A 25497-nucleotide genomic window follows, 5' to 3' on the forward strand; every position below is an offset into this window, starting at 1 on the left:
GTCGCCTGGTCGTGGCTTTACCGTGACCTGTACGTATGCGCTGCGTAACCGGTTAGACGCTCCGCGCTTCTGCACGTGCATATTGAACGTCGGCGGCCGAACGGGTGAACCCCAATCGGCTATAAACAGCAACCGCCGGGGTGTTGTCGGACTCGACGTACAAGATGATCTCGGGCAGTCCGGCGGCCCGCAGGTGCCGCAGCCCCACGAGCGTCAGCGCCTTCCCGAGGCCACCGCCCTGGGCGGCCGGGTCGACGCCGACGACGTACACCTCACCGGTCCCGGGGCCACCCGCCCCCGGGTGCACCTTGGTCCAGTGGAACCCCAGCACGCGGTCCTGCGCGTCGACTGCCAGGAAGAACCCGGCCGGGTCGAACCACGGCTCGGCCTCGGTCGCCTCGACGTCGGCGACGCTCATCGAGCCCTGCTCGGGGTGCCAGTCGAAGGCGCGCTTGTTCACCTCGACGACCGCGGCCTCGTCGCGCCCCGGCTCGAAAGCCCGCACCCGGACGCCCTCGCGCCAGAGCGGCTCGGCCAGCTCGACCGCGGCCAGGTCCAGGTGCATCGTCAGCAGCTCGCGAACCCGTGACAGCCCGCGCTTCTCGGCGATCTTGGCGGCCGCCGCGTGGTCACCGTGCGCCCAAAGCCGGACCCCGTCGGCGGCGCGGGCCAGGACGGCGTCGACCAGCGCCGAGCCGACCCCCCGGCCGCGGGCATCCGGCCGGACGAGCACCTCGGCGACCTGGCGGCCGAAGGAGTCGCCGTCGGTGTCCAGGTGCGCGTAGCCGACCAGCTCGACGCCGTCGGTGGCCAGCAGGTGCTCCCCGCCGCGGAACTCGCGCGGCAGCGGTCCGGTCGCGGCCACCTCGGGGCGGCCGTCCACCGCCGCGACCGCGCGCAGCAGTGGGCGGATCTCGGCAACGGCCTCGGGGCTGTCCGGGCGCCAGGTCAGGTCGGTCACACCACCGAACCTACCCAGGCGGGTGGCCCGTCAGGCGTCCACGCGTCGAGCGCGGTCCGCTTCCTGGGACGGCTCGCGCCGGGCGCCGGCCTTGGGCGGCTGGACGAACTTGTAGCCGACGTTGCGCACGGTGCCGATGAGCTGCTCGTGCTCGACGCCGAGCTTGGCGCGCAGCCGCCGGACGTGGACGTCGACGGTGCGGGTGCCGCCGAAGAAGTCGTATCCCCAGACCTCCTGCAGCAGCTGCGCGCGGGTGAACACCCGGCCCGCGTGCTGCGCGAGGTACTTGAGCAGCTCGAACTCCTTGTAGGTGAGGTCGAGCGGGCGGCCGCGCAACCGGGCCATGTAGGTGGCCTCGTCGATGACCAGCTCGCCGAGGCGCAGCGCACCGTCGACTGCGGCACCGGCGGGCCCGCGGGTGGTGAGCAGCCGGAGCCGGGTGTCGACCTCGGCGGGCCCCGCGGTGGGCAGCAGGATCTCGTCGATCCGCCAGTCGCTGGTGATGGCGACGAGGCCGCCCTCGGTGACCACGGCCAGCACCGGGCAGCTGTCGCCGCCGCTGGTCAGCAGCCTGCACAGGCTCTTGGCGGCGGCGAGGTCGGTGCGCGCGTCCACGATCACGGCGTCGCGGGAACCCGCCTCGAGCAGCGCGGTCACCTCGGGCGCTTGGGTGCGCACGGTGTGCGGCAGGAGCATCAGCGACGGCACCACGGTCGCGGGCTCGGGGTCGGCGGTCAGCAGCAGCAGGTCGAGGCTCATCACGAGTCCGCCTCTCTTGCGTGAATCCGCGCCGCGGCGTTGGGGTGCGGCCCCGGTCTGGGGTGGCGTTTTCGGCTGGTCAGGACAATAGCCCGGGGCTCGCGCGAATGTCGTGCCCGTGACGTCGGCGTCACACGCGAACCGGTGCCCACCCAGGATGACGCCCAGCTCAACGCCACCGTGTTACGGCGGCGTAAATCCCGCGTCCACCTGCGCATCACCCGACCGGACCGGATTTCCCGGCCCGCTCGAATTCGATTTGTGAATGGCGTGTTGCCCCCGTGGACATCCCACCATTCGGCGCCGCCGAGGCAACGCCCGCGCGCGGTGGCACGTCCCTGTGGGTGGACCGGGTAGTGGTGTCCGGTCGGGGCCAGGCGGACTGCGGGATCATGTGGGTGTGCCGAACCGCGCTCGAGCGGGTAGGTACCCGGGGGACGTGCCGTGACGCAGGGACAAGATGTGACGCAGAGCCAGGACAGGCGACAGACAGGTGACGGGATGGCGACGATGACGAACGCGGGCGCGAACTCGGGCGGGCCGTCGACGGCTCCCCGCCGCCGGTCGAAGGCGGTGCGCAGGCTCGTCATCTCGGTGCTGGTGCTGCTCGTGCTGCTGGTCGCGGCCGACTTCGGCGCGGCGGCGGTGTTCGAGCACGAGGTGTCCAAGCGCGCGCAGCAGCAGTTCGACCTGCGCGACCACCCGTCGGTGAAGGTGGGCGGGTTCTCCTTCCTGCTCCAGGCGGCCTCCGGGGAGTACGACCTGGTGACCATCGACGCCAAGGGCGTCCCGGTGAAGGACACCCTGCGCGACGTCGACGTGCACGCCGACCTGCGCGGGGTCCAGGCCCCGCTCTCGGACCTGGTCTCCGGGTCGCTGACCCAGGTGCCGATCCGCGAGGTCGAGGGCCAGGTGCGGATCAAGGCCTCGGACGTGAACCGGGCCATCCAGGAGAACTCCAACGAGGTCGTGTCCTCCATCACCAACCTCACCATCGACCCGGTCAGCGAGAAGGCGGTCAACACCGCGCCCGCCGAGGGCGAGGAGACCGAGGAGGACGCCAAGGAGGTCGCCGACCAGGAGGGCACCACCGCGGGCGTGAAGCTGTGCGGGACGGTCGGCATCGCCGGGCAGGACACCGAGCTGTGCGTGTTCTCCATCGTGTCGCTGGTCGACGGCGGCGTCGAGATCACGCCCAAGCGGCTGGAGCTGCGCAACGGCGGGTCCGACGTGAAGCTGCCGCAGCAGATCCAGTCGAAGGTGCTCTCGCTGTTCGCCCGCCGCCTGGACCCGGGCAGCCTGCCGTTCAAGGTGACGCCCACCGCGGTCACCGTCGAGCGCGGCGTGCTGTCGGTCAAGGGCAAGGCCGAGAACCTGGTGCTGGGCCGCTGATGACCGGTCTCTACGTGGCGCTGGGCACCGTGGCCGTGGCCATGTGCATCGGCTTGCTGGTGCGGTCGCTCGGCGGCCGCACCAGGGTGTCCTCGGCAGGCGCGGTGCCCGAGGAGGTGCGCGCGGTGCTCGACCCGGGCGCCGCGGTGACGCTCGTGCAGCTGTCGACCGAGTTCTGCGGCAACTGCAAGCAGGCCCGGGCCGTGCTGGTGGACCTCGCGGGCAGCACCACCGGTCTCGCGCACGCGGACGTCGACCTGACCGACCAGCCGGAGCTCGCGAAGCGGCTGTCGGTGCTGCGGACCCCCACGACCATCGCGGTCGACGCGGCGGGCACCGAGCTGCTGCGCGTCGGCGGAATCCCGAAACGTGAAGACCTGCTCACCTCGCTGCGCCCCCACCTGCCCGGCTGAGACACGCCCCACCTGCGCTTTCGCCGAGCGCAATGCCGAGATCCGGCGTCTCACCCTGTGGACGGGGCCTCTCACGCCTGCGCGGGCGGCAGGTAGTCTCGCGGCCGTGTCCAGCTTCCTGACCAGGCGCCGCGCGGTGGACTTCTGCCGCGTGCACAGCAGCCTGTGTCGGGGCACCTGACCGGGCGGCCCGCCCGCGGCGTTCGTTCGCCCCTGGCCGCTCACACCCACCCGTGTGCAGGTCAGGAGGCCGTGTGTCCACCCAGGTCGACCCGAGAGGGCCGCGCTTCGCCGCTGGCGTGACCAGTGCCGTGCTCGTCGCGGTGCTCGTCACCGGCTGGTGGCCGCTGCTGGCCGCCCAGGCCGTCGTGTTCGCGCTCGGCGGGTTCGCCGGGCTCCGCTACTCCCCGTACGCCGCGCTGTACCGGGCGCTCGTCGCGCCGCGGCTCGCCCCGACCGACGAGCGCGAGGACGCCACCCCGGTCCGGTTCGCGCAGACCGTCGGGTTCGGCTTCGCTGTCGTCGGTGTCCTCGGCTACGCGCTCGAGGTCACCGCGCTCGGCACCGCGGCGACCGCGCTCGCGCTGGTGGCCGCGTTCCTCAACGCCGCGTTCGGGTTCTGCCTCGGCTGCGAGGCCTATCTGCTGATCAACCGCCTGTCCACCAAGCAAAGGAAAGTGGGAACCGCCCGATGAGCCGCGAAGACGTGCTGGTTACGGCCGCCTGGGCCGAGGAGAACCTCAACGCCGACGGGGTGGTGTTCGTCGAGGTCGACGAGGACGCGAGCGCCTACGACACCGGGCACATCCCGGGTGCGGTGAAGGTCGACTGGCGGCAGGACCTGCAGGACCCGGTGCGCCGCGACTTCGTCGACCGCGCCGGGTTCGAGAAGCTGCTCTCCGCCCGCGGCATCGGCAACGACGACACCGTGATCCTCTACGGCGGCAACAACAACTGGTTCGCCGCCTACGCCTACTGGTACTTCAAGCTCTACGGCCACCAGTCGGTCAAGCTGCTCGACGGCGGCCGCAAGAAGTGGGAGCTCGACGGGCGCCCGCTCGAGGCCGACGCGGTGACCCGCGCGGAGACGACCTACTCGGCCAAGGAGCAGGACCTCACGCTGCGCGCGTTCCGCGACGAGGCGGTCGCGGCGATCAACACCAAGAACCTGGTCGACGTGCGCTCGCCGGACGAGTTCTCCGGCAAGCTGGCCGCCCCCGCGCACCTGCCGCAGGAGCAGGCGCAGGTCAAGGGGCACATCCCGACCGCGATCAACGTGCCGTGGAGCAAGGCCGCCAACGAGGACGGCACCTTCAAGTCCAACGACGAGCTGCGCGAGCTGTACAAGGAGGCCGGTCTCGACGAGGGCAAGGCGACCGTCGCCTACTGCCGCATCGGCGAGCGCTCCTCGCACACCTGGTTCGCCCTGCGCGAGCTGCTCGGCTACTCGGACGTGAAGAACTACGACGGGTCGTGGACCGAGTACGGCTCGCTGGTCGGCGTGCCGGTCGAGGTCGGCGCCTGAACAACCCCACGCCGGTCACCCCGGCCGGGACGGAAAGGACTGTCATGAGCTCTTGTGGAGCACCGGAGCAGGGAACGGCACTGCCCGCGAACATCGACGCGGGCAAGGAGGTCGTGCTCAACGGCAAGGTCACCAGCGGTGGCACCCCGGTCGGCGGCGCGTTCGTGCGGCTGCTCGACGCCAGCGGGGAGTTCACCGCCGAGGTCGTGTCCTCGCCGGAGGGCGACTTCCGCTTCTTCGCCGCCCCCGGCGACTGGACCGTGCGCGCGCTGCACCGCACCGGCAACGGTGAGGCGACGGTCAGCGCGAGCGGGCCGGGGCTGCACGAGGTCGCCGTCTCGGTCGGCTAGGACTGCGTCTCGGTCGGTTAGGACTGGATCGTCGAGGGCCCCGGGGAGCGACCTCCCCGGGGCCCTCGTCGTGGGACCAGCGCCACGCGTGCGCGGCGGGCCAGGGCGGTATCCTCCAGCTGTGGAAATCTTCTTCACCTCGCTGCTGGTCCTCGTGGGCCTGTTGACCACCTGGTTCGCCGGGTACGTCGTCTACCGCCTCTACGCCGACCAGCGCTGATGCCCTCGGACGCCACCGGCCCGGTGCCCGGCAGCGGCGACGCGGCGATCCAGGCCGCGGAGAAGCGGGCCGAGGGCACCCGCCACCGCAACGTGCCCCAGTTCGACGACCTGCCGATCCCGGCCGACACCGCGAACCTGCGCGAGGGCCCGGAGATCAACGACGCCTGCTTCTCGCTGCTGCCGCTGGTCGGCGTGTGGCGCGGGGAGGGCGAGGTGGTCTACCCGACCATCGACGGCCCGTACAAGTTCGGCCAGCAGATCACCTTCGCGCACGACGGTCGCCCGTTCCTCTACTACGAGGCGCGCGCGTGGCTGCTCGACGACGAGGGCAAGGTCATCCGGCCCGCCGCGCGCGAGACCGGCTTCTGGCGGCCGCAGGGCGACGACACGATCGAGGTCCTGCTGGTGCACGCCACCGGCATCTCGGAGATCTACTACGGCTCGCCGCGCACGCAGACCTCGTGGGAGCTCGACACCGACATCGTGGTGCGCACCTCTTCGGCCAAGGAGGTCAAGCAGGCGAAGCGGCTCTACGGGCTGGTCAACGGCGGTGACCTGGCCTACGTGGAGGAGCGCGCGATGGTCGGGCAGGAGCTGCAGCCGCACACCTCGGCGTACCTGCGCCGCGTCGTCGGCTAACCCTGGATGCGACTGCGGCGGTGTGGCCCGGACGCGGTGCTGGTCGAGGTCGAGTCCCTGGGCGAGGTCGCCGCGGCACGAGCCGCTCTGGCCTCGGCAGGGCTACCTGGGCTCGTTGAGCTGGTACCCGCTGCCCGCACGGTTCTGGTGTCGTTCCAGCCCGGATCGGTGGGGTTGCGGCAGGTCCAAGAGGTACTGGACGGGGCCGACCTGTCCTCGCCCCCCGCGGTTGCCTCAACCGAGGTAGTGCTGCCTGTGGTCTACGAGGGCTTGGACCTAGAGCTCGTCGCCGAGACGGCAGGCCTAAGTGTCGAAGAAACTGTGGCGCTGCACTCGAGCGCGATCTACACAGTCGCCTTCTGCGGTTTCGCCCCTGGCTTCGCCTACCTGACCGGCCTACCCGAGCCGTTGTGCCAGCCGCGGCTAGAGACTCCCCGCACGCGAGTACCGGTCGGGTCTGTTGGTGTCGCAGGGGAGTTCACCGGCATCTACCCGCGTGCGTCGCCTGGCGGGTGGCGCTTGGTGGCAAGGCTTGCTGATGACGCTGCCGCGCTGTTCGACGCGACTAGCTCACCCGCCGCGCTGCTCTCCCCGGGCGACCAAGTCCGGTTCGAGGTCGTGTCGTGACCCGAACGCTGACCGTGGTCGCCACCGGTCCTCTAGCCCTCATCGAGGACCTAGGGCGCCCCGGCAACGCGCACCTGGGCGTCCCTCCCTCAGGAGCGTTGGACACGCCGTCGCTGCGTCTAGCGAACCGGCTCGTGGGCAACCAGGAGGACGCGGCGGGCATCGAGTGTGTGCTCGGCGGGCTCGCCGTCCGTGCTGGAGCCTCTTGCACTGTCGCGGTGACCGGCCCGAGCGTGCCGGTAAGCGTCAACGGTCGCGGGGTCGACTCGCACGCTCCGGTTCATCTACGCGCGGGTGAAGTCGTCGAGGTGGGCTCGCCGTATGCCGGTGTGCGCAACTACTTGGCGGTGTCCGGCGGGATCTTGGTCGAACCACAGCTGGGATCCCGGTCGACCGATGTGCTGTCGGGCATCGGCCCAGCACCCTTGTCTGTCGGTGACGTGCTTCCTGTCGGCACTCCGGTAGGGCTACCGACCGGAGAAGACGCGGTACCCCCACCGAGCCCAGGGGACTACCTCACGGTTCCAGTCCTACTAGGCCCACGCGACGACTGGTTCGCGGACGCAGGAGCACAGTTGGCGTCGACGATCTGGTCGGTGTCCCCGGAGAGCAACCGGGTCGGCCTGCGGCTGCTGGGTGACCCGCTGCGGCGGGTGCCCGAACTGGAGGGCCGGGAGTTGACCAGCGAGGGCGTGGTCACCGGCGCGGTGCAGGTCCCGGCGAGCGGACGCCCGGTGATCTTCCTGGCCGACCACCCGACGACCGGGGGATACCCGGTGGTGGGCGTGGTGCCGGTCCGGCACCTGGCTGTGCTGGCGCAGGCCCGCCCGGGGACGCGGGTCAGGCTGCGCGGCTGAGCTCAGGCTGCGGCGAGCAGGTATCGGGTGGAGCTCCCGCCGAGGGTGCAATTCGAGTTGACCACGCTCACGGTGTAGGTGAAACCAGCCGGGACCGTGCAGGCCCAGATGCCCGGCTCGGGCAGCATGACGAGGTAGAGCGGCTCACAGCCCTGGTCGGCGCGGACCATGCTGTAGGTGTGGCCCGCGGGGACGGACCGGCACGACCACCGGTACTCGGCGGCGTCGGCGGTGGTGGTGAGGGTTGTGGTGGCGAGGGTTGCCGCGAAGGTGGCGGTGAGGATTTTGCGCAGGTTCATGCGGTGCTCCTTGGCAGGGTTGGGATTCAGCGAGGGTGGTCGGCCTCGTCGCCTGGCGGCGAGCTCGGCGTCCCGGGATCGGACGCCTCGTTGCCTGGCGGCAACATCGGGCCGATCCGCGGCAATGCGGTCGGCTCGATGGGGCGAACTTGTTTTGCGCGGGGCCCCTACAACACCCGACGCAGAACCGCAAAGCAGGGGCCCAAAAGCAGGCCCTGCCGCTGACGACGCTACGGGTGTTGTCCCCCCACGCAAAACAAGTCCGCCCCATCGAGCAGTTGGCACCAGCGACTCCGACTGTCCAGGCGCTGGGAAGGTGAGTTGGGGCGGACCTGACGGGGTGCGGGTTGGCAGCGGCAGGTCCGAGTGTCCAGGTGCTGGGTTGGCAGGGCTGGCGAGGGCGGGCTGGGTTGGCACCGGATCTTCCGAGTGTCCAGGCGCTGAGTGGGTGGGTTGGGGCGGGCCTGGCGGGAGCTGGGGTGGCGCCACGACTTCCTGTGGGCCATGGCGATCGGGGTTCTCAGCTCCAAAGTGCCGCCTCCGCTGTGGGTGGGACGCACCCCGGTCGGGGGGCTGGCTCCAGCACAGCAGGTCGGACCGGGGGCGTTCATCTACCAATTGGTTGAACCAATTTGGCGTTCGGCGGGGTTGCCGTCCGAGTGGAGGCGGGGATCTGTCGCGGGCTGTCGGCCGATCAGGGGAGTGTCAGTACTCCGCCTCGTACAGTGCGGCCAGTTCGGCGGCGATCTCGGTCGCGTCGGTCACGGCCGCGCCGTTGAGGGTGTGCACCCTGGTGACCTTGCGGACGCTGGACACGACGAAGAGGCCGTCTGCGGTCGCCAGTTCGTCGGCGGCGACTGGCTCGACCTTGGTTGACCAGCCTGCCCGCTCGGCCGCGCGGAACAGCGCGCCCTGGGTTGTTCCCGGCAGCACTCCGCTCGTCGGCGGCGGGGTGCGCAGTGTCCGTCCGTTGAGCACTACGACGTTGGAGGTTGGTCCTTCGAGGACGGAGCCGTCGGCGCCGGTGAAGATGACTTCGTCCACTCCGAGCTTCTCGGCGTGGCGCATGGCGGCCATGTTGGTCGCGTAGGACAGCGTCTTCGCACCGAGCAGCAGCCACGGTGCCCGCTCGACGAGCGCCGGGTCGAACCCGCGCTCCAGGGTGATCGCGGTGACGCCGGTGGTGCGGTTGCGGACCGAGCGGCCACCGATCGCCAGGCCGACGGCGTAGCCGGTCGGTCCGCCGTCGCCGTACTCGGGGCCGCGGGTGTAGACGAGCTTCACCGCCATCTCGCCCGGGTCCTCCCAGGCGTTGATGACCGTCCAGGTGAGCCGGGCCCAGGCGTCGAGGTCCGGCGGGGGCAGCTCGAGCATGGCGGCGGAGCGGGCCAGCCGCCGCAGGTGCGGGTCGAGCTCCCGCGGCTTCCCGTCGACCACCAGCACCGTCTCGAAGACGCCGTCGCCCCTGGTCAGGCCCAGGTCGTCGACCCGGATGTGCGGGGTGTGCGGGTCGGCGAGGGTTCCGTCGAGCATCGCGAGCACGCGCATGCGCCGAACCCTACGCGCGAGCAGGCCCTACCATCGAACGGGTGGAGACCGCCCACCCGCTCGAGGCCCGTCGCGCGCAGCTGCGGGCGACCCTGCACGAGCGCGGCATGCGCATGACACCGCAGCGCCAACTCGTGCTCGACGCGCTGCTGGTGCTCGAGCACGCGACCCCCGAGCAGGTCTGCCACCACGTGCAGCTGACCACCCCCACGGTCAACATCACGACCATCTACCGCACGCTGGAGCTGCTGGAGGGCCTCGCGCTGGTCCGGCACACCCACCTCGGGCACGGCGCGCCGACCTACTCGGTGCACGAGCACCAGCACGTCCACCTGGTCTGCCACCGGTGCGGCCAGGTCGTGGAGTCGCCGAAGGCGGTCATGGACGAGCTGTGCGGAACACTGCGGGCCACCCACGGGTTCGAGCTGGATGCCAGCCACCTCGCGCTGTCCGGAACGTGCCACACCTGCTCCCAGGAGAACCCGTGACCGACCGCTCCCCGCTCCTCGACCACCCCGGCGCCGTGCCCGCCCCCGACGGCGAGCGCACCGCGGTCGCCTGGCACTTCGGCGACCCGTTCGCCGAGCAGCGCAGCGCGGCGCGCAAGGTCGCCGTGGTCGACCGCTCCGACCGGGAGGTCATCGCGGTACCCGGCGCGGAGCGGCTGTCCTGGCTGCACCTGGTGATCTCCCAGCACGTCACCGACCTCGCCGAGGGCGCCGGGACCGAGGCGCTGGTGCTCGACGGCCAGGGCCGGGTCGACGCGCACATGCTGCTGGCGCACCTGGACGGGACGGTCTGGTTGGACACCGAACCGGGCGCGCGGGCGACCGGGGTGCGCGGCGGGACGACGGCGCTGCTGGACTACCTGCAGCAGATGGTCTTCTGGTCCAAAGTGGAACCGCGAGACGCCACTGCGGAGCGCGCGGTGCTGAGCCTGGTCGGTCCCGAGACGCCGGACCTGCTGGCCAAAGTGGACCTACCGGTGCCCGCCGCCCCCTACGGCGTCGCCGCCGCGCAGGACGTGATCGTCCGCCGGATGCCGTGGCCGGGGCACGACGCGGCCGACCTGCTGGTGCCGCGCGCCGAGCTGAGCACGTGGTGGACCCGGCTGACCGAGGCGGGCGCGCGCCCGATGGGCAGCCTGGCGTTCGACGCGCTGCGGGTCGAGGCGCTGCGGCCGCGGATGGGTGTGGACACCGACGAGAAGACCATCCCGCACGAGGTGAACTGGATCCACGTCGCCGCGCACATCGCCAAGGGCTGCTACCGGGGCCAGGAGACGGTCGCGAAGGTGCACAACGTCGGCAGGCCGCCGCGCCGGATGCTGCTGCTGCACCTCGACGGCGCCACCGACGTGCTGCCCGAGACCGGGGCCCAGGTGTTCGCCGGTGAGCGCGCCGTCGGCCGGATCGGCTCGGTCGCGCAGCACCACGAGCTCGGCCCGATCGCGTTGGCGCTGGTCAAGCGCTCGGTCGAGCCCGGAACCGACCTGGTCGTCGGCTCAGGCGCGGAGAGCACCCAGGCCTCGATCGACCCGGACTCGGTGCCCGAGGACACCCCGGCGCTCGGCCGGATCGCCGCCCAGGGCCTGCGCGGCTGAGGCGGCGGGTTCGATCCAGACGCGGCGAGGGTGAAGCGGCGGTGGGCGGCTGTGCCAGTATCGCGCCATGTCACCGTCGACGCCCCGCCCCGGCAGCTCAGGCACGCTGATCACGGTCGCCCCGACCGGGGCCGAGCACAGCAAGGCCGACGTGCCGAACCTGCCGGTCACCCTCGAGGAGCTGGTGCGCACCGCGCGCGACTGCGAGCGGGTCGGCGCCGCGATGATCCACATCCACATCCGCGACGACGACGCCAAGCCGTCGCTGGACCTGGGCAGGCTCAAGGAGACCGTGGCCGCGGTCCGGGAGAACACCCGGCTGATCGTGCAGCTGTCCACCGGCGGCGCGGTCACCGACCCGGAGGCCGACCGGCTCGCGGTCCTCGACGCACTGCCCGACTCGGCCTCGTGCACCATGGGGACGGTGAACTTCGGCGACGACGTGTTCCTCAACCGCTGGGAGTTCATCGTCGCGCTGCACAAGGGGATGCAGGAGCGCGGGATCGTGCCGGAGTACGAGATCTTCGACCTGGGCCAGCTGACGACGTTGCGGCGGCTGCTCGACCAGCACGGCCTGCCCTCGGGCGGGCACGTCCACCTGGACCTGGTGATGGGCGTGCCGGGCGGCATGCCGGGCGACACCGAGACGCTGGCCGCGGCGCTGCGGCTGATCCCCGAGGGTGCCACTTTCTCGGCAACGGGAGTAGGCCGAACGAGTCTTCCGGTGTTGCTCGCGAGCCTGTCCGCCGGTGGGCACGTCCGGGTGGGGATGGAGGACACGATCTCCTACGCCAAGGGCGAACGGGTCCGCGACAACGCCCAACTCGTGGCCAGGGCGGCGGGATTGGCGAAGATCGCCCAGCGACCGCCGATTGGTCCAGAAGAGTCGAGGGTACTTCTGGGGGTGGCGAGCTGAGCGCCGTTGTCGCCAAGATATGGCGATCGAGCACCGAGTGGCGGAGGATGTGCCCGTGATCGAAGTCCGCCCAGGAGGGCGCAGGCGCATCGACAGGGTGTTGGCGCCTGACTACGTCGAGGGCTTGGCCGGGCTCGACCTGGCCGAGGTCCGCGCCCGCCGCGACGACGCGGCGCAGGAGGAGACGGACCTGTCCTACCTGCGCAGGCTGCTGCACGGCCGGATCGACATCGTGCGCGCCGAGCAGCGCAGGCGCGCCAGCGGGGAGTCGACCTCGGTCGTCGACCAGCTGGCGGTGATCCTCGCCGACAACGCGGTCGGCCCGGCGATGGGCTCCGGCCGCTACCAGACGATGGAGCCGTCGCGGGCCGAGGCGCACCGCAGGCACGTCGAGGCCCTGGTCTCCGACGCGGACCTGTCCGACGTCGGCTCGCTGCCCGAGGAGCGGCTGGCGCTCGCGCTGCTGACCTACCAGCAGGAGGAGGCCTCGGTCTCCCAGCGCAGGCGCGAGGTGCAGAAGGTGATGGACCTGCTCAACGAGGAGATCGGCGGCCGCTACCGCGCGGGCAGCGCATCGGTCGACGACCTGCTCGCCGCGGAACGCGGTAAGGGGGAGCAGCGCTGAACCCCGTCCTGGTCGAGGTGTTGCGGTCCGGCTTCGTCGAGTCGATCCACCGCGGTTCGGTGGTGGTCCTCGACCCCACCGGCCGGGTCCGGCTCGCCCTAGGCGAGGTCAACGAACCGGTCTTCACCCGCTCCTGCAACAAGCCGTTACAGGCGCTCGGACTCCTGCGCGCGGGCCTCGACCTGCCCGACGACGCCGACCTCGCGGTCGGCTGCGCGTCGCACAGCGGTGAGGCCGAGCACGTCGAGCAGGTGCTGGGGATCCTGAGCAAGAACGGGCTGGCCGAAACCGACCTGGGCTGCCCGCCGGACTGGCCGATGAACCAGGCCGCCCGCAACCGGGTGATCGCCAGCGGCGGCGGCAAGCGCGCCGCGGCGATGAACTGCTCCGGCAAGCACGCCGCGATGGTCGCCACCGCCGCCCAGCAGCTGTGGGACGTGCGCGGCTACCTGGACCCCGACCACCCGGCCCAGTCCGCCATCGCCGACGCCGTCGAGGACATGACCGGCGAGAAGATCACCACCATCGGCGTCGACGGCTGCGGTGCCCCGCTCTTCGCCCTCACCCTCACCGGCCTGGCCACCGGCTACACCCGCCTGGTGACCGCCGCCCCGGGCACCCGCCGCCGCCGCGTGGCCGACGCCATGCGCGCCCACCCCCACCTCGTCGGCGGCACCGACCGCGACGACACGGAACTCATGCAAGCCATCCCCGGCCTCCTCGTCAAAGGCGGCGCCGAAGGCGTCCACGCCATGGTCCTGGCCGACGGAACCGCCATAACCATGAAAATCGACGACGGCGCGCCACGCCCCAGAACCCCCATCCTGGTAGGCGTCCTCCGAGCCCTCGGCTACGACGCCCCAGAACTAGAGGAAAAAGCCGAACGAGACGTCCTAGGCGGCGGAGTCCCCGTAGGCGCCGCCCGCCTAACCGAAGGCCTCCTAGACCCCCTCGTCTAGTTCCGCTCCCGCTCTCCGCGACACCCGCCCAGCACCACCACTCCAGACGGGGACGTCGGGTTGGTAGCAGTCCCTTCGGAAGCTGGGGGCTGCCACCCAGCCCCCGCCGGTGCCGTCCCTGCCCGCCCGAGTCGGCCCTGCCATCCCAGTACCTGAACATCCGGAAGCCGCTGGTGCCATCCCAGCCTCCGCCAGGTCAGCCCCACCCCACCTGCTCAACCCCGCGCTCCCCGGAGCCGCCAGTGCCAGCCCGGCTGTCGTCAGGTCCCGCCTCAGCCCACCTGCTCAGCCCCGCGCTCCTCGGAGCCGCCGGTGCCAACTCGACTGCCGTCAGGTCCGCCCCAACCCACCAGGCCAGCCCCTGGACACTCGGACCCAGCGGTGCAAACCCAACCCCCGTCAGGACCGGCCCCAGCCCACCTACCCAGCACCTGGACAGTCGGAGTCGCTGGTGCCAGGCCGGCTCGATGGGGCGGACTTGTTTTGCGTGGGGGGACGGCACCCGTAGCGTTTCCGCGCGGCAGGGCCTGCTTTTGGGCCCCTGCTTTGCGGTTCTGCGTCGGGTGTTGTAGGGGCCCCGCGCAAAACAAGTTCGCCCCATCGAGCTCTTCGCATTGTCGCGGATCTCCGCCGATGTTGCCGCCAGGCGACGAGGCGTCCACCGGAGCCGAAGGCGGAGGCCGAATCCCTTGCCCCGCACCCCAACCACTGCCTACGCCAAGATCAACCTGACCGAAAGCCCCCAAATACACAGCCTACCGAGGAAGCCCCACACAACGGCAGCACCAAGCAACACCCTGTGGCCAACCAAAGCCATTGTGGACAACCGTGCCCACACACCCACCACCCACGGCAGCCAACACAAGCACCCCGCCCCCACCTAAAGATCAACTAATCGAGAAGCCCCCGATATACAGCCTATCGACGCACACCGACCCAACGGCAGCAGCGAACGCAAGCTGTGGACAGCAAAAGACGTTGTGGACAAACCATCACAGCCCCAAGCCCCCCCACCACAAAGGACCATCAATTCAACTGCTCCCGCCGAGCAAGCCCCGCCCAGAACTCCCGCAACCGCTCAAACCGCTCCCCCACCGGCCCCGGGTCCGCTGCCTCGATCGCGTCCAGGATCGCGTGCACGTCCTCAGCCGACGTGTCCTCCACCAACTCCTCGTCGCTGAGCAGTTGCACCAGACCCCCGTAGTCCAGCTCCACCGCCGACCCCGCGTCGAAGTTCTCCAGCCATCGGGCCGTGTCGGCGAGGACCTTCGTGGGCCCGTTCTCGCCGAACGTCTGCACCGCGAGGTCGTGCGCCCGCTCCACCCGCCGCAGTGCGTCGCCGTGGCTTGAGCGCCAGTAGAGCTGCCTCCGGGGGTCCGCGCGCGGTGCGAGGATCACGTGCCGCTGGGCCGGGTCGACGAGTGCGAACCACGGCAAGGGGACAGTCCACGTCGTCGACACCACGTGCACGGCGCCGTTGGGGAGGTCCGCCAGTACCCGGGTCGCCTTCTGCCGGACCTGTTCGGCGGAGGTGGTGAGCACGGCGTCGCGCAGGGCAGGGCCCGCGGTCGCCAGGAAACCGACCATCGCGGCGGCCGAGCGGGCGCGCAGGTCGAGGGGGCACACGAGCGGGCCCGGTCCGCAAGCCGACTCGCCGGTGGGGACCTCGGCGGGGTCGATCACGAGGACGTCGCGCAGGGAGTTCGGGGAGGGGCGGCCGTCGCGGAGTTCACCCGGTAGGGCGGCCCCGATCAGCTGTGACTTGAGCCACACCTCGCGTTCCCGCGCCGCCACCTGGTCGCGGTCGAGCCGCTCGCGGGCGATCGCGGCCCGCAGCAGGTCAGCGCGGGGTTCGTCGAACGCGGACAACGGTTCGTACACCCGCAGGTAGGCGACGAACGGACGGGACACGGCCCCATCGTTTCACGGACCGCCACCGCCGCGGCGTCCAGGAAGGTGAACGGCGGGGGATCCGGGCGGTGTTCGCGGTGATGTCAGGTTCTCCACACCGTGCCGCGTCGCATCGAACCCCTTCGGCACGGTACGGTAGTTAGCAGGAATCAACTGTCGACATCTACGGGGCCGCCGTTCCCCCGGCCGCCCCGTCACTGTGCGAGGGGGTCGAGCCATGGGGCGCGGCCGAGCTAAGGCCAAGCAGACGAAGGTGGCCCGGGAGCTCAAGTACAGCTCACACCACACGGACTTCGATGCCCTGCAGCGCGAGCTGTCGGGCAACTCCGACGACGGTCACGACAGCGGTGACCGCTTCGACGACTCGTCCGACGACGAGTACGACGACTACCGGCGGTGAATCCGGGGTCCAGTACTCCCGGTGCTGGACCCCTACCCCGCTAACCCCCTCACCTGCCCCGTGCGGCCGTCCCGGAATGCGGGACGGCCGCTCGGCGCGGCTCAGAACGCCCGCGCGTACTGGGCTGGCGGGGTGATCTCGGCACCGAGTGCGGCTGCCGCGCGCAACGGCCAGTACGGGTCGCGCAGCAGCTCACGCGCCAGGAGCACCAGGTCGGCAGCCTCGTCCGCGAGGACCTGCTCGGCCTGGTGCGGGTCGGTGATCATGCCGACCGCGGCGGTGGCCACCTCAGCCTTGCGCCGCACGGCGTCGGCGAAGGGCACCTGGTAGCCGGGTCCGGTCTCGATCCGCGCGGTGGCCACGTTGCCGCCGCTGGACACGTCGACCAGGTCGGCGCCCGCGCGCGCCAGTTCACGGGCGAGTTCCACGGTGTCGTCCACGGTCAGGCCGCCGTCGGTCCAGTCGGTCGCGGAAACGCGGACGAACACCGGCAGGTCGTCGCCGACGGCTTCGCGGACCGCGCGGACCACGGCCAGCGGGAAGCGCGACCGCCCGGCCAGGTCACCGCCGTACTCGTCGGTGCGGGTGTTGCTCAGCGGCGACAGGAACTGGTGTAGCAGGTAGCCGTGCGCGGCGTGGACCTCGATGACCTCGAAGCCCGCGTCGACGGCGTTGCGGGCCGCCTGGGCGAAGGTCGCGACGAGCCGCTCGACATCCGCTGGCGCAAGCGCTTGCGGCACCGGGTAGCTCGGGCTGAACGGCTGGTCGGTCGGGCCGACGGTCTGCCAGCCGCCCTCGGCGACCGCACCCTCGCCGTCATCCCATGGCCGGTAGACGGAGGCCTTGCGCCCGGCATGTCCGAGTTGTACGCCGGGCACCGCCCCTTGGGACTTGATGAACTCGGTGATCGGCCGCCACGCGTCGACGTGCGCAGCCGACCAGATCCCGGTGTCCTGCGGCGAGATCCGCCCGGCGGGCTCGACCGCGGTGGCCTCGGCGAAGACCAGGCCCGCACCGCCGACGGCGCGGGCGCCGAGGTGGACCAGGTGCCAGTTGTCCGGCAGACCGTCGGTCGCGCTGTACTGGCACATCGGGCTGACCGCGATCCGGTTGCGCAGGGTCACCGATCGGATGGTCAAGGGGGCGAACAGCAAGCTCACGGGGGTTCCTCCGACAGTAAGTTCGCATTGCGACGAACTATTCGTACCGACCCTAGTCAGCGCCGCAACCCCGCCCCCTGTTCCCAGGTCAGACCTTCGTCACAGCGCGCTCGGCGCCGCGCTTGCGGACCGCGGCCACGACCGGCCAGAGCAGCACGGCGGCCACGATCGCGTAGACCACGATCGAGAACGGGGTGTTCACCAGCCCGATCAGCGACCCGTCGGACAGCTGCAGCGCCCGCCGCATCTGCTGCTCGGCGGCGGGCCCGAGGATCACCCCGAGCACGGCGGGCAGCACCGGTAGCCCGTAGCGGCGCATGGCGAGCCCGATCAGCCCGATCACGAACAGGACGAGCAGGTCGGCGACCTGCCCGCTGACGGCGTAAGCGCCGACCGCGGCGAAGAACAGGATCCCCGCGTAGAGGTACGGCCTGGGGATCTTCAGCAGCTTCACCCACACCGGCGCCAGCGGCAGGTTCAGCACCAGCAGCAGCACGGTCCCGACGAACAGGCTGGCGATCAGCCCCCAGACCAGGGTCGGCTCCCGCTGGAACAGCAGCGGCCCGGGCTGGATCCCGTACTGCTGGAACGCGGCGAGCATGACCGCGGCGACCGCCGTCGTGGGCAACCCCAGGGTCAGCATCGACACCAGGGTGCCCGCGGCCGACGCGCTGGCCGTGGCCTCCGGACCGGCGACGCCCTCGATCGCGCCGTGGCCGAACTCGGCCTTGTTGCGGGAGAGCCGCTTCTCCACCGCGTACGACAGGAAGGTGGGGATCTCGGCGCCACCGGCGGGCAGCGCCCCGAACGGGAACCCGATCAGCGGCCCGCGCAGCCAGGGCTTCCAGGCGCGGCGCAGGTCGTCGCGGCCGAGCCAGGCCCGGCCGACCGGGATCGGCTGGGCGGGGCGGCGGCGCAGGTGCAGCGCGACCCACAGCGACTCACCGACGGCGAACAGGCCGACCGCGACGATGACCACGTCGATGCCGTCGGCCAGTTGCAGGGAGCCGAAGGTGAGCCGCTGCTGCCCGGTCATCTCGTCGAGCCCGACGAGGCCGATGACCAGGCCGATCAACAGGGCCGCGAAGCCGCGCACCCGGGAGCTGCCGAGCACCGAGGTGACGGCGGTGAAGGCGAGCACCATGATCGCGAAGTAGTCCGGCGCGCCGATGTCGACGGCGAGCGCGGCGACGGTGGGGGCGAGCAGGACGAGCAGGGTGGTGCCGATGAGCCCGCCGACGAAGTGCCCGATCGCGGCGGCGGCGAGGGCTTGGGAGCCGCGTCCCTTGCGGGCCATGGGGTTGCCCTCGATGGCCGCGACCACCGCCGCGCTCTCACCCGGGGTGTTGAGCAGGATCGAGGTGGTGGAGCCGCCGAACATGCCGCCGTAGTAGATGCCCGCGAACATGATGAACGCGCCGGTGGGCTCCAGGCCGTAGGTGACCGGCAGCAGCAACGCGACCGCCATCGCCGGACCGATCCCGGGTAGGACGCCGATGAAGGTGCCGAGTAAGACGCCTATCGCGGCGAGCAGCAGGTGGGTGAGGGTCAGCGCGGTGCCGAACCCGGACATGAGCTGGTTGAACGAGTCCATCTACAGCACCCCCACCAGCGGGCCGCCGGGCAGCGGAACCCCGAGCAGGTTGTTGAAAACCACGTAGGTGACCAGCGACATCCCCGCCGCGATGAGCGGGTCGCGCACCAGTTCACGGCTGCCCAGCGCGTAGGCGGCGCCCCAGAACAGGACGGTGCCCGAGATCGGGAAGCCGAGGAGACCGATCAGCGCCGCGTTGGCCAGGAACGCCCCGGACAGCAGCAGCACCGTCTTCCAGTCGCCCGGTTCGGACAGGTCGACGTCCTCGCCCGCCTCGGCCTCGCCCTTGCCGCCGCGCAGCACGTCGCGGGCCAGCAGGGCGGCGACCAGCAGGAGCAGACCGCCGACCAGCACCGGGACGGCTTTGGGGCCGACCGGGCCGCGCTGGGCGAAGTCGGTGGGGATGGTCAGCGCGTCGGTGAGCACCAGGACGCCGAGCGCGGCGAGCACCACGCAGACGCCCAGTTCGGAGTGCTCGCGCAGCCAGCGGCGGTCGAAGCGCCGGTCGGTCAGCGTGCTCATGCCAGCCCCAACTCCCTCAGCACGTCGGCGACCCTGGCGTTCTCGGCGGCGAGGAAGCGGCCGAACTCGGGGCCGGTCTGGAACGCGTCGGTCCAGCCGTTGCGCTCGAGCGCCCCGCGCCACGCCCCGGAGGCGTGCAGGTCGCTGAGCAGCTTGACCAGCCGGTCGCGGGCGGTGTCGGTGATACCTGGCGGGGCGACGATCCCGCGCCAGTTGGTGAAGTCGACGTCCACACCGGACTCCTGCAGGGTCGGGGCGTCGACGCCGGGGATGCGCTTGCCGCTCGTGACCGCGAGGACACGCAGCTCACCGGCCTGGATCTGGTCGCGGTACTCGCCGATGCCGGACACGCCGAAGGCGACCTTGCCGCCGAGCACCGAGGCCAGCAGTTCACCGCCGCCGTCGAAGGGGACGTAGTTGACGTCTTTAGGCGCGAGGCCGACCGCTTTAGCCATGAGCATCGGCGCTAGGTGGTCGGGTCCGCCGGGGGACGAGCCGCCGCCGACGGGGACCGCACCCGGGTTGGCCTTCCACGCGGCGATCAACCCGGCCAGGTCTGTGTAAGGGGAGTCCTTGGACACCACGACGATGTCGGGTTCTTCGATGAGCTTGGCGATAGGTGTGGTGTTAGCCAGCGATGACGGCGACTTGTTCGTGTAGACGCTGCCGACGACACCTAGGCCCATCGACATAAGGAGCTTGTCGTTGCCGCGCTCGTTGACCAGCCGCCCGAGGCCGACAGTGCCACCGGCGCCAGGCAGGTTGAACACCTCGACGCCGCTGGAGAGACCGCTGTCCTCGATAGCTTTAACTGCGGTGCGGGCCGTGATGTCGTAGCCGCCGCCGGGAGAGTTCGGCACAAGTACGCGGAGGCCGCGCAAGCCAGCGCTGTCAGAGTCACCTGAGCTGAGCAGGGGCGGTACCAACAGCACCGCCGCCAGGGCAGCTAGCGCGGCCAGCAACGGGGATACGCGCACTGTGACCTGCCTCTCAGTCGTTGAGGACAGCAATGTTGCCCCGGGATTACGGCCGCTGTCGCGTTGCGGCCACAGCGGTCGTTGTGGTCGTTGTGTTCACGGGCTGAGCGGGCCCGGCCGGGGCACACTGGTGCGATGGCTGGACGGGGCTCGCTGGCGCGCCAACTGCTCGGCTGGCAGGTGGTGGTCGTGCTGACCCTGCTCGCCGCCGTCGCGGTGTTCTCGGCGATCCAGTCGCGCTCGGCGTTCCAGGCGACGGAGGGGCGGCGGATGCTGTCGGTCGCCGAGGACGTGGCCGCGACCCCCGGGGTGCGGGCCGCGCTGGCCGACCCGCTGCGCTACCACCAACTGCCGCCGTTCGCCGAGAGCGCGCGCAGCCTGTCCGGCGCCGACGGGGTGCTGATCGCGTTGCCCGACCTGCGGGTGCTGACCTCGCCGGACCCGTCGCAGGTCGGCGCGGCGCTGCCGGTCGGGTCGAGCACCGTCCAATCGGGACGGTCGTGGGTCGGCGAAGTCGGCGGCGACCTGGTCGCACATGTCCCGGTGATCGGCGACGACGGCCGGGTGATCGGGATCGTCGCCGCGGCCGCCGACCTGCCCTCGTTCGTGGCGGGCGTGGTGCACTCCCCCGGCGAGGCGCTGCTGATCCTGGGCATCGCGACGGTGCTGGGGGTGGTCGGGTCGTTGCTGGTCGCGCGGCGGGTGAAGCGGCAGACGCTGGGCCTGGAGCCGACCGAGATCGCCGGGTTGGTCGAGCACCGGGAGGCGATGCTGCACGGGATCAAGGAGGGCGTGGTCGGCCTGGACCCGCAGGGCAGGCTCACCCTGGTCAACGACCACGCCAGGACCCTGCTGTCGCTGCCGGACGACGCCGTCGGGCACCCGATCACCGACTTCGAGTTCAACGACCGCGCCCTGGACGTGCTCACCGGCCGCGCGGCGGGCGCCGACCAGATCGTCCTGCGCCGGGGCCGGGTCCTGATCATGAACCGGATGCCGATCGGCCCGCGCGACGGCGCGACCGGTTCGGTGGTGACCTTGCGCGACCGCACCGAGATCGTCGCGCTGCGGCACGAGTTGGACGCCAACCGCGCCACCACGGACACGTTGCGGGCGCAGGCCCACGAGTTCTCGAACCGGCTGCACACCATCGCGGGCCTGATCGAACTCGGCGAGTACGACGAGGTCCGCCGCTTCGTCGACCGGGTCAGCCACACCCGGTCGGCCTGGCAGTCGGAGGTCAGCGCGCACGTGGCGGACCCGGCGGTGGCGGCGCTGCTGGTCGCGAAAGCGAGCTTGGCGGCCGAGCAGGCGGTGGGGCTGCGCCTCGCGCCGTCGAGCGGGCTGGGTCGGGTGGACGAGCAGTTGTCGGCGGATCTGGTGACAGTGCTGGGAAACCTGGTGGACAACGCGCTCGACGCGGTGCGCGGTGGGGGCGGGTGGATCGAGGTGTCACTGTCGCATGAGGACTGTGCGGTGCGGGTGGTGGTGCGCGACTCCGGTCCTGGTGTGACACCGGACATCGCCTCGGAGGTGTTCCGGCACGGGTTCACGACGAAGGCGGCGGAGGAGGGCGGGCAGCGCGGGTTGGGCTTGGCCCTGACCCGCCAGGCTTGCCTGCGCCGCGGCGGTTCGGTCGAGGTCGACGGCGCGGTGTTCACGGCCCGGTTGCCGGAGGTGCCCGAGTGATCAGCGTTCTGGTGGTGGACGACGACTTCATGGTCGCGAAGGTCCACAGTGGATACATCGACCGCACCCCGGGGTTCGTGGTCGCTGGCGTGGCCCACAACGGCGCCCAGGCCTTGGCCTCGGCCGCGCGCCTGCGCCCGGACCTGGTGCTGCTCGACATCTACCTACCCGACATGGGCGGCCTGGAGGTCCTGCGCGAACTCCGCAACGGCCCCACCGACCCGGACGTCATCGTCATCAGCGCCGCCACCGACGTGGAAACCCTCCGCACCGCCCAACGCGGCGGCGCACTGCACTACCTGATCAAACCGTTCTCCTACACGGCGCTGCACGACCAACTCCGCCACTTCGCCGCCCTGCACACCCGCCTCGGCGAACTCACCAGCGCCGACCAAGCCGCCGCCGACGAGGTATTCGGCGCCCGCCCCCGGTCGGCCCTCCCCAAAGGCCTGACCCCGCAAACCGCCACCCTGGTGACAGCGGTCCTCCAGTCCGCCACCCCCGACATCTCCGCCGCTGAATGCGCCGCCGCCACCCAACTCTCCCGCGTGAGCGCCCGCCGCTACCTGGAACACTTCGTCACCACCGGCCAAGCCCAAGTCCACCTCCGCTACGGCGGCACCGGCCGCCCCGAACGCCGCTACCGCCCGCGCTAACCCCTCCCCGCAACCCGAGCGCCTGTCCCCACCTCAGCCACCCGCCGCTCCCCCCTGATCCATGACCTCACCCCGCACTCCCCCTTCGGACCGACCGCACACCTCAGCCTCCGCAACCACCCCAGCGCGGCAGACCTACCCCCACAACCCTTGCCACACCCCAAAACCCGCCCCAGCAACTCCCCACGCGCGCGGTCCCGACTCCAGCCCGGCCCCCACCCTCTCCGGGGGGCGACCCCGGTGCCAGTCTACCGACCCCCACCGACAGTCGATCTTGAAACAGCGCGCCAGAGATCCACATGTGGATAACTTCTGTCGCTGAACCGGGTGAATATCGGTGCGGCATGGTGGCGTTGACCAGGGAATACGTAAACGAGGTGGCCCGCAGCCTTGCGCATGGGCCGAAGTCGTAAACAGGTGATCAAACAGGCCCCGAATCCGCGCCAACGACCGAAACGGCGGCACATCCGACCGCGCGAACTGGCCCCGCACCAACACATCGCCCGCGCCAACCGCCCCCAGGCCCGCTCACAACCGGCGGCCATCCCCCAGCACTCCACAGCGGCCTAAGAGCGGTCCCGCGCAGCTCCCCCCGCGCGCGGGTCCGGGGGCGCAGCCCCCACCCTCACCGGGGGGCGGCCCCAGGGCCAGTCTACTAGGCCCCACCGACAGTGGATCTTGGGAAGTGGGGGGCGAAGATCGACATGTGGATAACTTCTGTCACTGGAACGGGTGAAGTCGCGGTGGTGAGTCGCAAGGGGATTGTGGGGTTTACCTGGGAGATCAGTCGTCGTGGGGGCGTTGGCGGGACTGTTTGGTGCGGGCTCGGCGCTTCTTGTCGGTGAGACGGCGTTCGCGGGAGCCGCGGGAGGGCTTGGTGTCGCGGCGCGAGGGCGGCGGCGGGGCGGCGGCTTGGCGGAGGAGGGCGGCGAGGCGGTCGCGGGCGGCGGCGCGGTTGGCCAACTGGGCGCGGTACTCGCTGGCCGCGATGGTCACGACGCCGTCGACCAGGCGGTTGGCCAGGCGGGCGAGCAGCCGCGGGCGTAAGTGGTCCGGAATGGACGGTGACCGGAGCACGTCGAACGACAGCTCCACCCGGCTGTCGGCGGTGTTGACGCCCTGGCCGCCGGGGCCGGATGAGCGGGAGAAGCGCTCATGCAGTTCGGCCGCCGGTACGACCAGCGTCGGGGACACCACCAATTCCTCAGGCACGCTCAACAGGATGCCTGACCGGGCAACCGGGTTTCGCCGGGAGGCTACGCGACGAGCCCGGGGAGGGTGGCGATCCGCACGAGGGTCGAGTCGGGCATCACCTGGTGCCGCAACCCGTCGAGACCGGCGGTCTCCATCACCTCGACGGTGGAGCCGTCGAGCCGGTCGGCGGTGACCATGACGACCGTGGGGCCATCCGGCGGGACGTCCTTGTTGATGCGCACCTTCGCACCGTTGATCACCGCAACCGTGCAGTCGGGCAACGGCTTGTAGTTCTGCGCGTTGATGCACTCGATCATGTGCTCTTGTGCCGCGGTGAAGTAAACCCTGACCAGGAGCAGCCGAGGCCCCTTCGGGGTCTCCAGGACGATGCTCGCCTCACCGCTGTCGTCGAACTCGTACCACTGGTGCCCGGGCCGCTGGGGTCGCAACGACACCTCGGCGGGCCACGGCAAACTCGCGGTGCGCAACAGGTCGGCTGGCCGGGGGGCATAGGTGTTGGCGGGCAACGGTGTGGTCGTCGTCTGCGGCGCCTTGGGCGCGATCGACGACACAGGTGGCGTCGTGGGTGCGGTGTCCGAAGACAACGGCGCAGCGGGGAGCACCTCCGGCTGACTGAGCCCCAAAGCACCGTTGGTCAACACCGCCGTCCCGAACACCACCACCGCGACGGCAGCGGCGACCCCGCCGGTCGCGGTCGCCCTGCGGCGCCGCAGCCGTCGCCTGCCGTCAGCGACGATGACCTCGCGATCGATCCCCAGCGGCGGCTCGTCGCCGAACGCCTTGCCGAGCAGGTCACGCACGTTGTCGGTCACAGTTGCCCCTCCACCAGGACCCGCCCACCGGCCAGCAGCCTGCGCAACGAGGCCAACCCCTTGGCGGCCTGGCTCTTGATCGTCCCTTCACTCTTGCCCAGTGCCTGCGCGGTCTCCGAGACCGACAGGTCCTCCCAGTACCTGAGCACCACCACCGCGCGCTGACCAGCCGGGAGCTGCGCCAACGCCCGCCGAACATCCACCGCGTCGTCGACCCCACTCGCCTCGACGCCGACCTCGGGCAACCGCTCGACCACGCTCTCCCGCCGCCGGAACGCCCGCCGGGACTCGTCGATCGCCGCCCGCACCATCACCTTGCGCGAATACGCGTCAACGCTGCCGTCGCGGTTGAGCCGGGGCCAAGCCACGTAGATCTTCGCGAGCGTCGTCTGCACCAGGTCCTCCGCGCGGTGCCAGTCACCACCACTGAGCAGGAAGGCGGTCCGGCGCATGACAGTGGCCCGGCTCTCGAGGTACTCCCCGAACTCCGCGTCCCGGTCAGGCACTGACACACCTCCCTAGCTCCACCAGGTAATACGGACCGGCGGCCCACCAGGTTGCCTCCCACTTCCCGACCGGCCCTCCCGCCCACTATCGACCAAAACATCACCCAGTCCAGTGACAGAAGTTATCCACATGTCGATCTTCGCCCCCCACTTCCCAAGATCCACTGTCGGTGGGGCCTAGTAGACTGGCCCTGGGGCCGCCCCCCGGTGAGGGTGGGGGCTGCGCCCCCGACCCGCGCGGGGACCGCTCTTAGGCCGCCGTGGAGTGCTGGGGGATGGCCGCCGGTTGTGGACGGACCTGGGGTGCTTGGTGCGTGTGGGGCCAGTTCGCGCGGTCGGATATGTCGCCGCTTCGATCGA

The 25497-nt window shown here is 71.0% G+C and carries 28 protein-coding genes; 16 read left to right on the forward strand and 12 right to left on the reverse strand.

Annotation, left to right across the window (positions count from 1 at the left end; genetic code table 11):
- Positions 1–52: 52 nt before the first annotated feature.
- Together mshD and LV75_RS27750 are read right to left on the reverse strand one after the other, a co-directional pair.
- Entirely contained in the window at positions 53–961 is a 909-nt protein-coding gene (gene mshD / locus LV75_RS27745; RefSeq protein WP_253890111.1) for a mycothiol synthase, read from the reverse strand.
- A gap of 30 nt (positions 962–991) precedes the next feature.
- Positions 992–1720 (reverse strand): winged helix-turn-helix transcriptional regulator, encoded by a 729-nt coding sequence (locus tag LV75_RS27750; protein ID WP_253890113.1) that lies wholly within the window; start codon positions 1718–1720, stop codon positions 992–994.
- A 501-nt stretch (positions 1721–2221) separates the two neighbouring features.
- On the opposite strand from LV75_RS27750, the gene LV75_RS27755 reads away from it, so the two are divergent.
- The 8 genes from LV75_RS27755 to LV75_RS27790 all read left to right on the forward strand — a co-directional run bounded on the left by LV75_RS27755 (position 2222) and on the right by LV75_RS27790 (position 7745).
- A complete protein-coding gene (locus LV75_RS27755; RefSeq protein ID WP_253890115.1) occupies positions 2222–3112 on the forward strand; it encodes an LmeA family phospholipid-binding protein in 891 nt (296 codons plus the stop codon).
- Positions 3112–3525 (forward strand): thioredoxin family protein, encoded by a 414-nt coding sequence (locus tag LV75_RS27760; protein ID WP_253890117.1) that lies wholly within the window; start codon positions 3112–3114, stop codon positions 3523–3525. The genes LV75_RS27755 and LV75_RS27760 overlap by 1 nt, the downstream gene beginning before the upstream one ends.
- A gap of 254 nt (positions 3526–3779) precedes the next feature.
- Positions 3780–4220, forward strand: coding sequence for a DUF4395 domain-containing protein (locus LV75_RS27765; protein ID WP_253890118.1), 441 nt, complete (start codon positions 3780–3782; stop codon positions 4218–4220).
- Complete coding sequence (locus LV75_RS27770; protein ID WP_253890120.1) at positions 4217–5050, forward strand: sulfurtransferase; 834 nt, start codon at positions 4217–4219, stop codon at positions 5048–5050. The genes LV75_RS27765 and LV75_RS27770 overlap by 4 nt, the downstream gene beginning before the upstream one ends.
- A gap of 44 nt (positions 5051–5094) precedes the next feature.
- On the forward strand, positions 5095–5400 hold the full coding sequence (locus LV75_RS27775) for a DUF1416 domain-containing protein (protein WP_253890121.1): 306 nt from the start codon (positions 5095–5097) through the stop codon (positions 5398–5400).
- Between the two features lie 219 nt (positions 5401–5619).
- Entirely contained in the window at positions 5620–6261 is a 642-nt protein-coding gene (locus LV75_RS27780; RefSeq protein WP_301319919.1) for a heme-binding beta-barrel domain-containing protein, read from the forward strand.
- 6 nt (positions 6262–6267) lie between these two features.
- Positions 6268–6888: a 5-oxoprolinase subunit B family protein gene (locus LV75_RS27785; protein WP_253890122.1), complete on the forward strand. Its 621-nt coding sequence runs from the start codon at positions 6268–6270 to the stop codon at positions 6886–6888.
- Positions 6885–7745 carry a 5-oxoprolinase subunit C family protein gene (locus tag LV75_RS27790; protein ID WP_253890123.1) on the forward strand — a complete coding sequence of 287 codons (861 nt, stop codon included), beginning with the start codon at positions 6885–6887 and terminating at the stop codon, positions 7743–7745. Before LV75_RS27785 ends, LV75_RS27790 begins: the two co-directional genes overlap by 4 nt.
- A 2-nt stretch (positions 7746–7747) precedes the next feature.
- Here LV75_RS27790 and LV75_RS27795 read toward each other — a convergent pair whose 3' ends face one another.
- A complete protein-coding gene (locus LV75_RS27795; RefSeq protein WP_253890124.1) occupies positions 7748–8044 on the reverse strand; it encodes a hypothetical protein in 297 nt (98 codons plus the stop codon).
- 705 nt (positions 8045–8749) lie between these two features.
- Complete coding sequence (locus LV75_RS27800; RefSeq protein ID WP_253890125.1) at positions 8750–9592, reverse strand: aminodeoxychorismate lyase; 843 nt, start codon at positions 9590–9592, stop codon at positions 8750–8752.
- Positions 9593–9633: 41 nt separating this feature from the next.
- On the opposite strand from LV75_RS27800, the gene LV75_RS27805 reads away from it, so the two are divergent.
- From LV75_RS27805 to LV75_RS27825, 5 genes are all read left to right on the forward strand, one after another.
- Positions 9634–10080 carry a Fur family transcriptional regulator gene (locus LV75_RS27805; protein WP_253890126.1) on the forward strand — a complete coding sequence of 149 codons (447 nt, stop codon included), beginning with the start codon at positions 9634–9636 and terminating at the stop codon, positions 10078–10080.
- The gene (ygfZ, locus tag LV75_RS27810) at positions 10077–11195 is read left to right on the forward strand and encodes a CAF17-like 4Fe-4S cluster assembly/insertion protein YgfZ (RefSeq protein ID WP_253890128.1); all 1119 of its coding nucleotides are present in this window, start codon (positions 10077–10079) and stop codon (positions 11193–11195) included. Before LV75_RS27805 ends, ygfZ begins: the two co-directional genes overlap by 4 nt.
- Positions 11196–11262: 67 nt before the next feature.
- Positions 11263–12111 carry a beta-keto acid cleavage family enzyme gene (locus LV75_RS27815; protein WP_253890130.1) on the forward strand — a complete coding sequence of 283 codons (849 nt, stop codon included), beginning with the start codon at positions 11263–11265 and terminating at the stop codon, positions 12109–12111.
- Between the two features lie 55 nt (positions 12112–12166).
- Positions 12167–12736: an RsiG family protein gene (locus tag LV75_RS27820; RefSeq protein WP_253890132.1), complete on the forward strand. Its 570-nt coding sequence runs from the start codon at positions 12167–12169 to the stop codon at positions 12734–12736.
- Between the two features lie 17 nt (positions 12737–12753).
- The gene (locus tag LV75_RS27825; RefSeq protein ID WP_253890134.1) at positions 12754–13695 is read left to right on the forward strand and encodes an asparaginase; all 942 of its coding nucleotides are present in this window, start codon (positions 12754–12756) and stop codon (positions 13693–13695) included.
- Between the two features lie 1026 nt (positions 13696–14721).
- Here the strand turns inward: LV75_RS27825 and LV75_RS27830 are convergent.
- Positions 14722–15606 (reverse strand): DUF8083 family protein, encoded by an 885-nt coding sequence (locus tag LV75_RS27830; protein WP_253890136.1) that lies wholly within the window; start codon positions 15604–15606, stop codon positions 14722–14724.
- Between the two features lie 217 nt (positions 15607–15823).
- Here LV75_RS27830 and LV75_RS27835 point away from each other — a divergent pair, with 217 nt between their 5' ends.
- A complete protein-coding gene (locus tag LV75_RS27835; RefSeq protein ID WP_204449364.1) occupies positions 15824–16006 on the forward strand; it encodes a DUF3073 domain-containing protein in 183 nt (60 codons plus the stop codon).
- 101 nt (positions 16007–16107) lie between these two features.
- Here LV75_RS27835 and LV75_RS27840 read toward each other — a convergent pair whose 3' ends face one another.
- From LV75_RS27840 to LV75_RS27855, 4 genes are all read right to left on the reverse strand, one after another.
- On the reverse strand, positions 16108–17166 hold the full coding sequence (locus LV75_RS27840) for an NADH:flavin oxidoreductase/NADH oxidase (protein ID WP_253890137.1): 1059 nt from the start codon (positions 17164–17166) through the stop codon (positions 16108–16110).
- 88 nt (positions 17167–17254) lie between these two features.
- On the reverse strand, positions 17255–18760 hold the full coding sequence (locus LV75_RS27845; protein WP_253890139.1) for a tripartite tricarboxylate transporter permease: 1506 nt from the start codon (positions 18758–18760) through the stop codon (positions 17255–17257).
- A complete protein-coding gene (locus LV75_RS27850) occupies positions 18761–19282 on the reverse strand; it encodes a tripartite tricarboxylate transporter TctB family protein (RefSeq protein WP_253890141.1) in 522 nt (173 codons plus the stop codon).
- Positions 19279–20259 carry a Bug family tripartite tricarboxylate transporter substrate binding protein gene (locus LV75_RS27855; RefSeq protein WP_253890143.1) on the reverse strand — a complete coding sequence of 327 codons (981 nt, stop codon included), beginning with the start codon at positions 20257–20259 and terminating at the stop codon, positions 19279–19281. Before LV75_RS27855 ends, LV75_RS27850 begins: the two co-directional genes overlap by 4 nt.
- 135 nt (positions 20260–20394) lie before the next feature.
- Between LV75_RS27855 and LV75_RS27860 the strand changes: the two genes are divergently transcribed.
- Positions 20395–21948 carry a sensor histidine kinase gene (locus tag LV75_RS27860; protein WP_253890145.1) on the forward strand — a complete coding sequence of 518 codons (1554 nt, stop codon included), beginning with the start codon at positions 20395–20397 and terminating at the stop codon, positions 21946–21948.
- Positions 21945–22604, forward strand: a complete 660-nt coding sequence (locus tag LV75_RS27865) for a response regulator (protein ID WP_253890147.1) — start codon at positions 21945–21947, stop codon at positions 22602–22604. Before LV75_RS27860 ends, LV75_RS27865 begins: the two co-directional genes overlap by 4 nt.
- Before the next feature lie 783 nt (positions 22605–23387).
- On the opposite strand, the gene arfB is transcribed toward LV75_RS27865, so the two are convergent.
- Genes arfB through LV75_RS27880 form a run of 3 tightly spaced genes read right to left on the reverse strand, consistent with a single transcriptional unit; the run spans position 23388 to position 25137 of the window.
- Positions 23388–23816, reverse strand: coding sequence for an alternative ribosome rescue aminoacyl-tRNA hydrolase ArfB (gene arfB, locus LV75_RS27870; protein WP_372504246.1), 429 nt, complete (start codon positions 23814–23816; stop codon positions 23388–23390).
- Between the two features lie 44 nt (positions 23817–23860).
- Positions 23861–24631, reverse strand: coding sequence for a hypothetical protein (locus LV75_RS27875; protein WP_253890151.1), 771 nt, complete (start codon positions 24629–24631; stop codon positions 23861–23863).
- A complete protein-coding gene (locus LV75_RS27880; protein ID WP_253890153.1) occupies positions 24628–25137 on the reverse strand; it encodes a SigE family RNA polymerase sigma factor in 510 nt (169 codons plus the stop codon). Before LV75_RS27880 ends, LV75_RS27875 begins: the two co-directional genes overlap by 4 nt.
- Positions 25138–25497: the final 360 nt, after the last annotated feature.

Source organism: Actinokineospora diospyrosa, assembly GCF_024171925.1.
Classification (GTDB): Bacteria; Actinomycetota; Actinomycetes; order Mycobacteriales; family Pseudonocardiaceae; genus Actinokineospora; species Actinokineospora diospyrosa.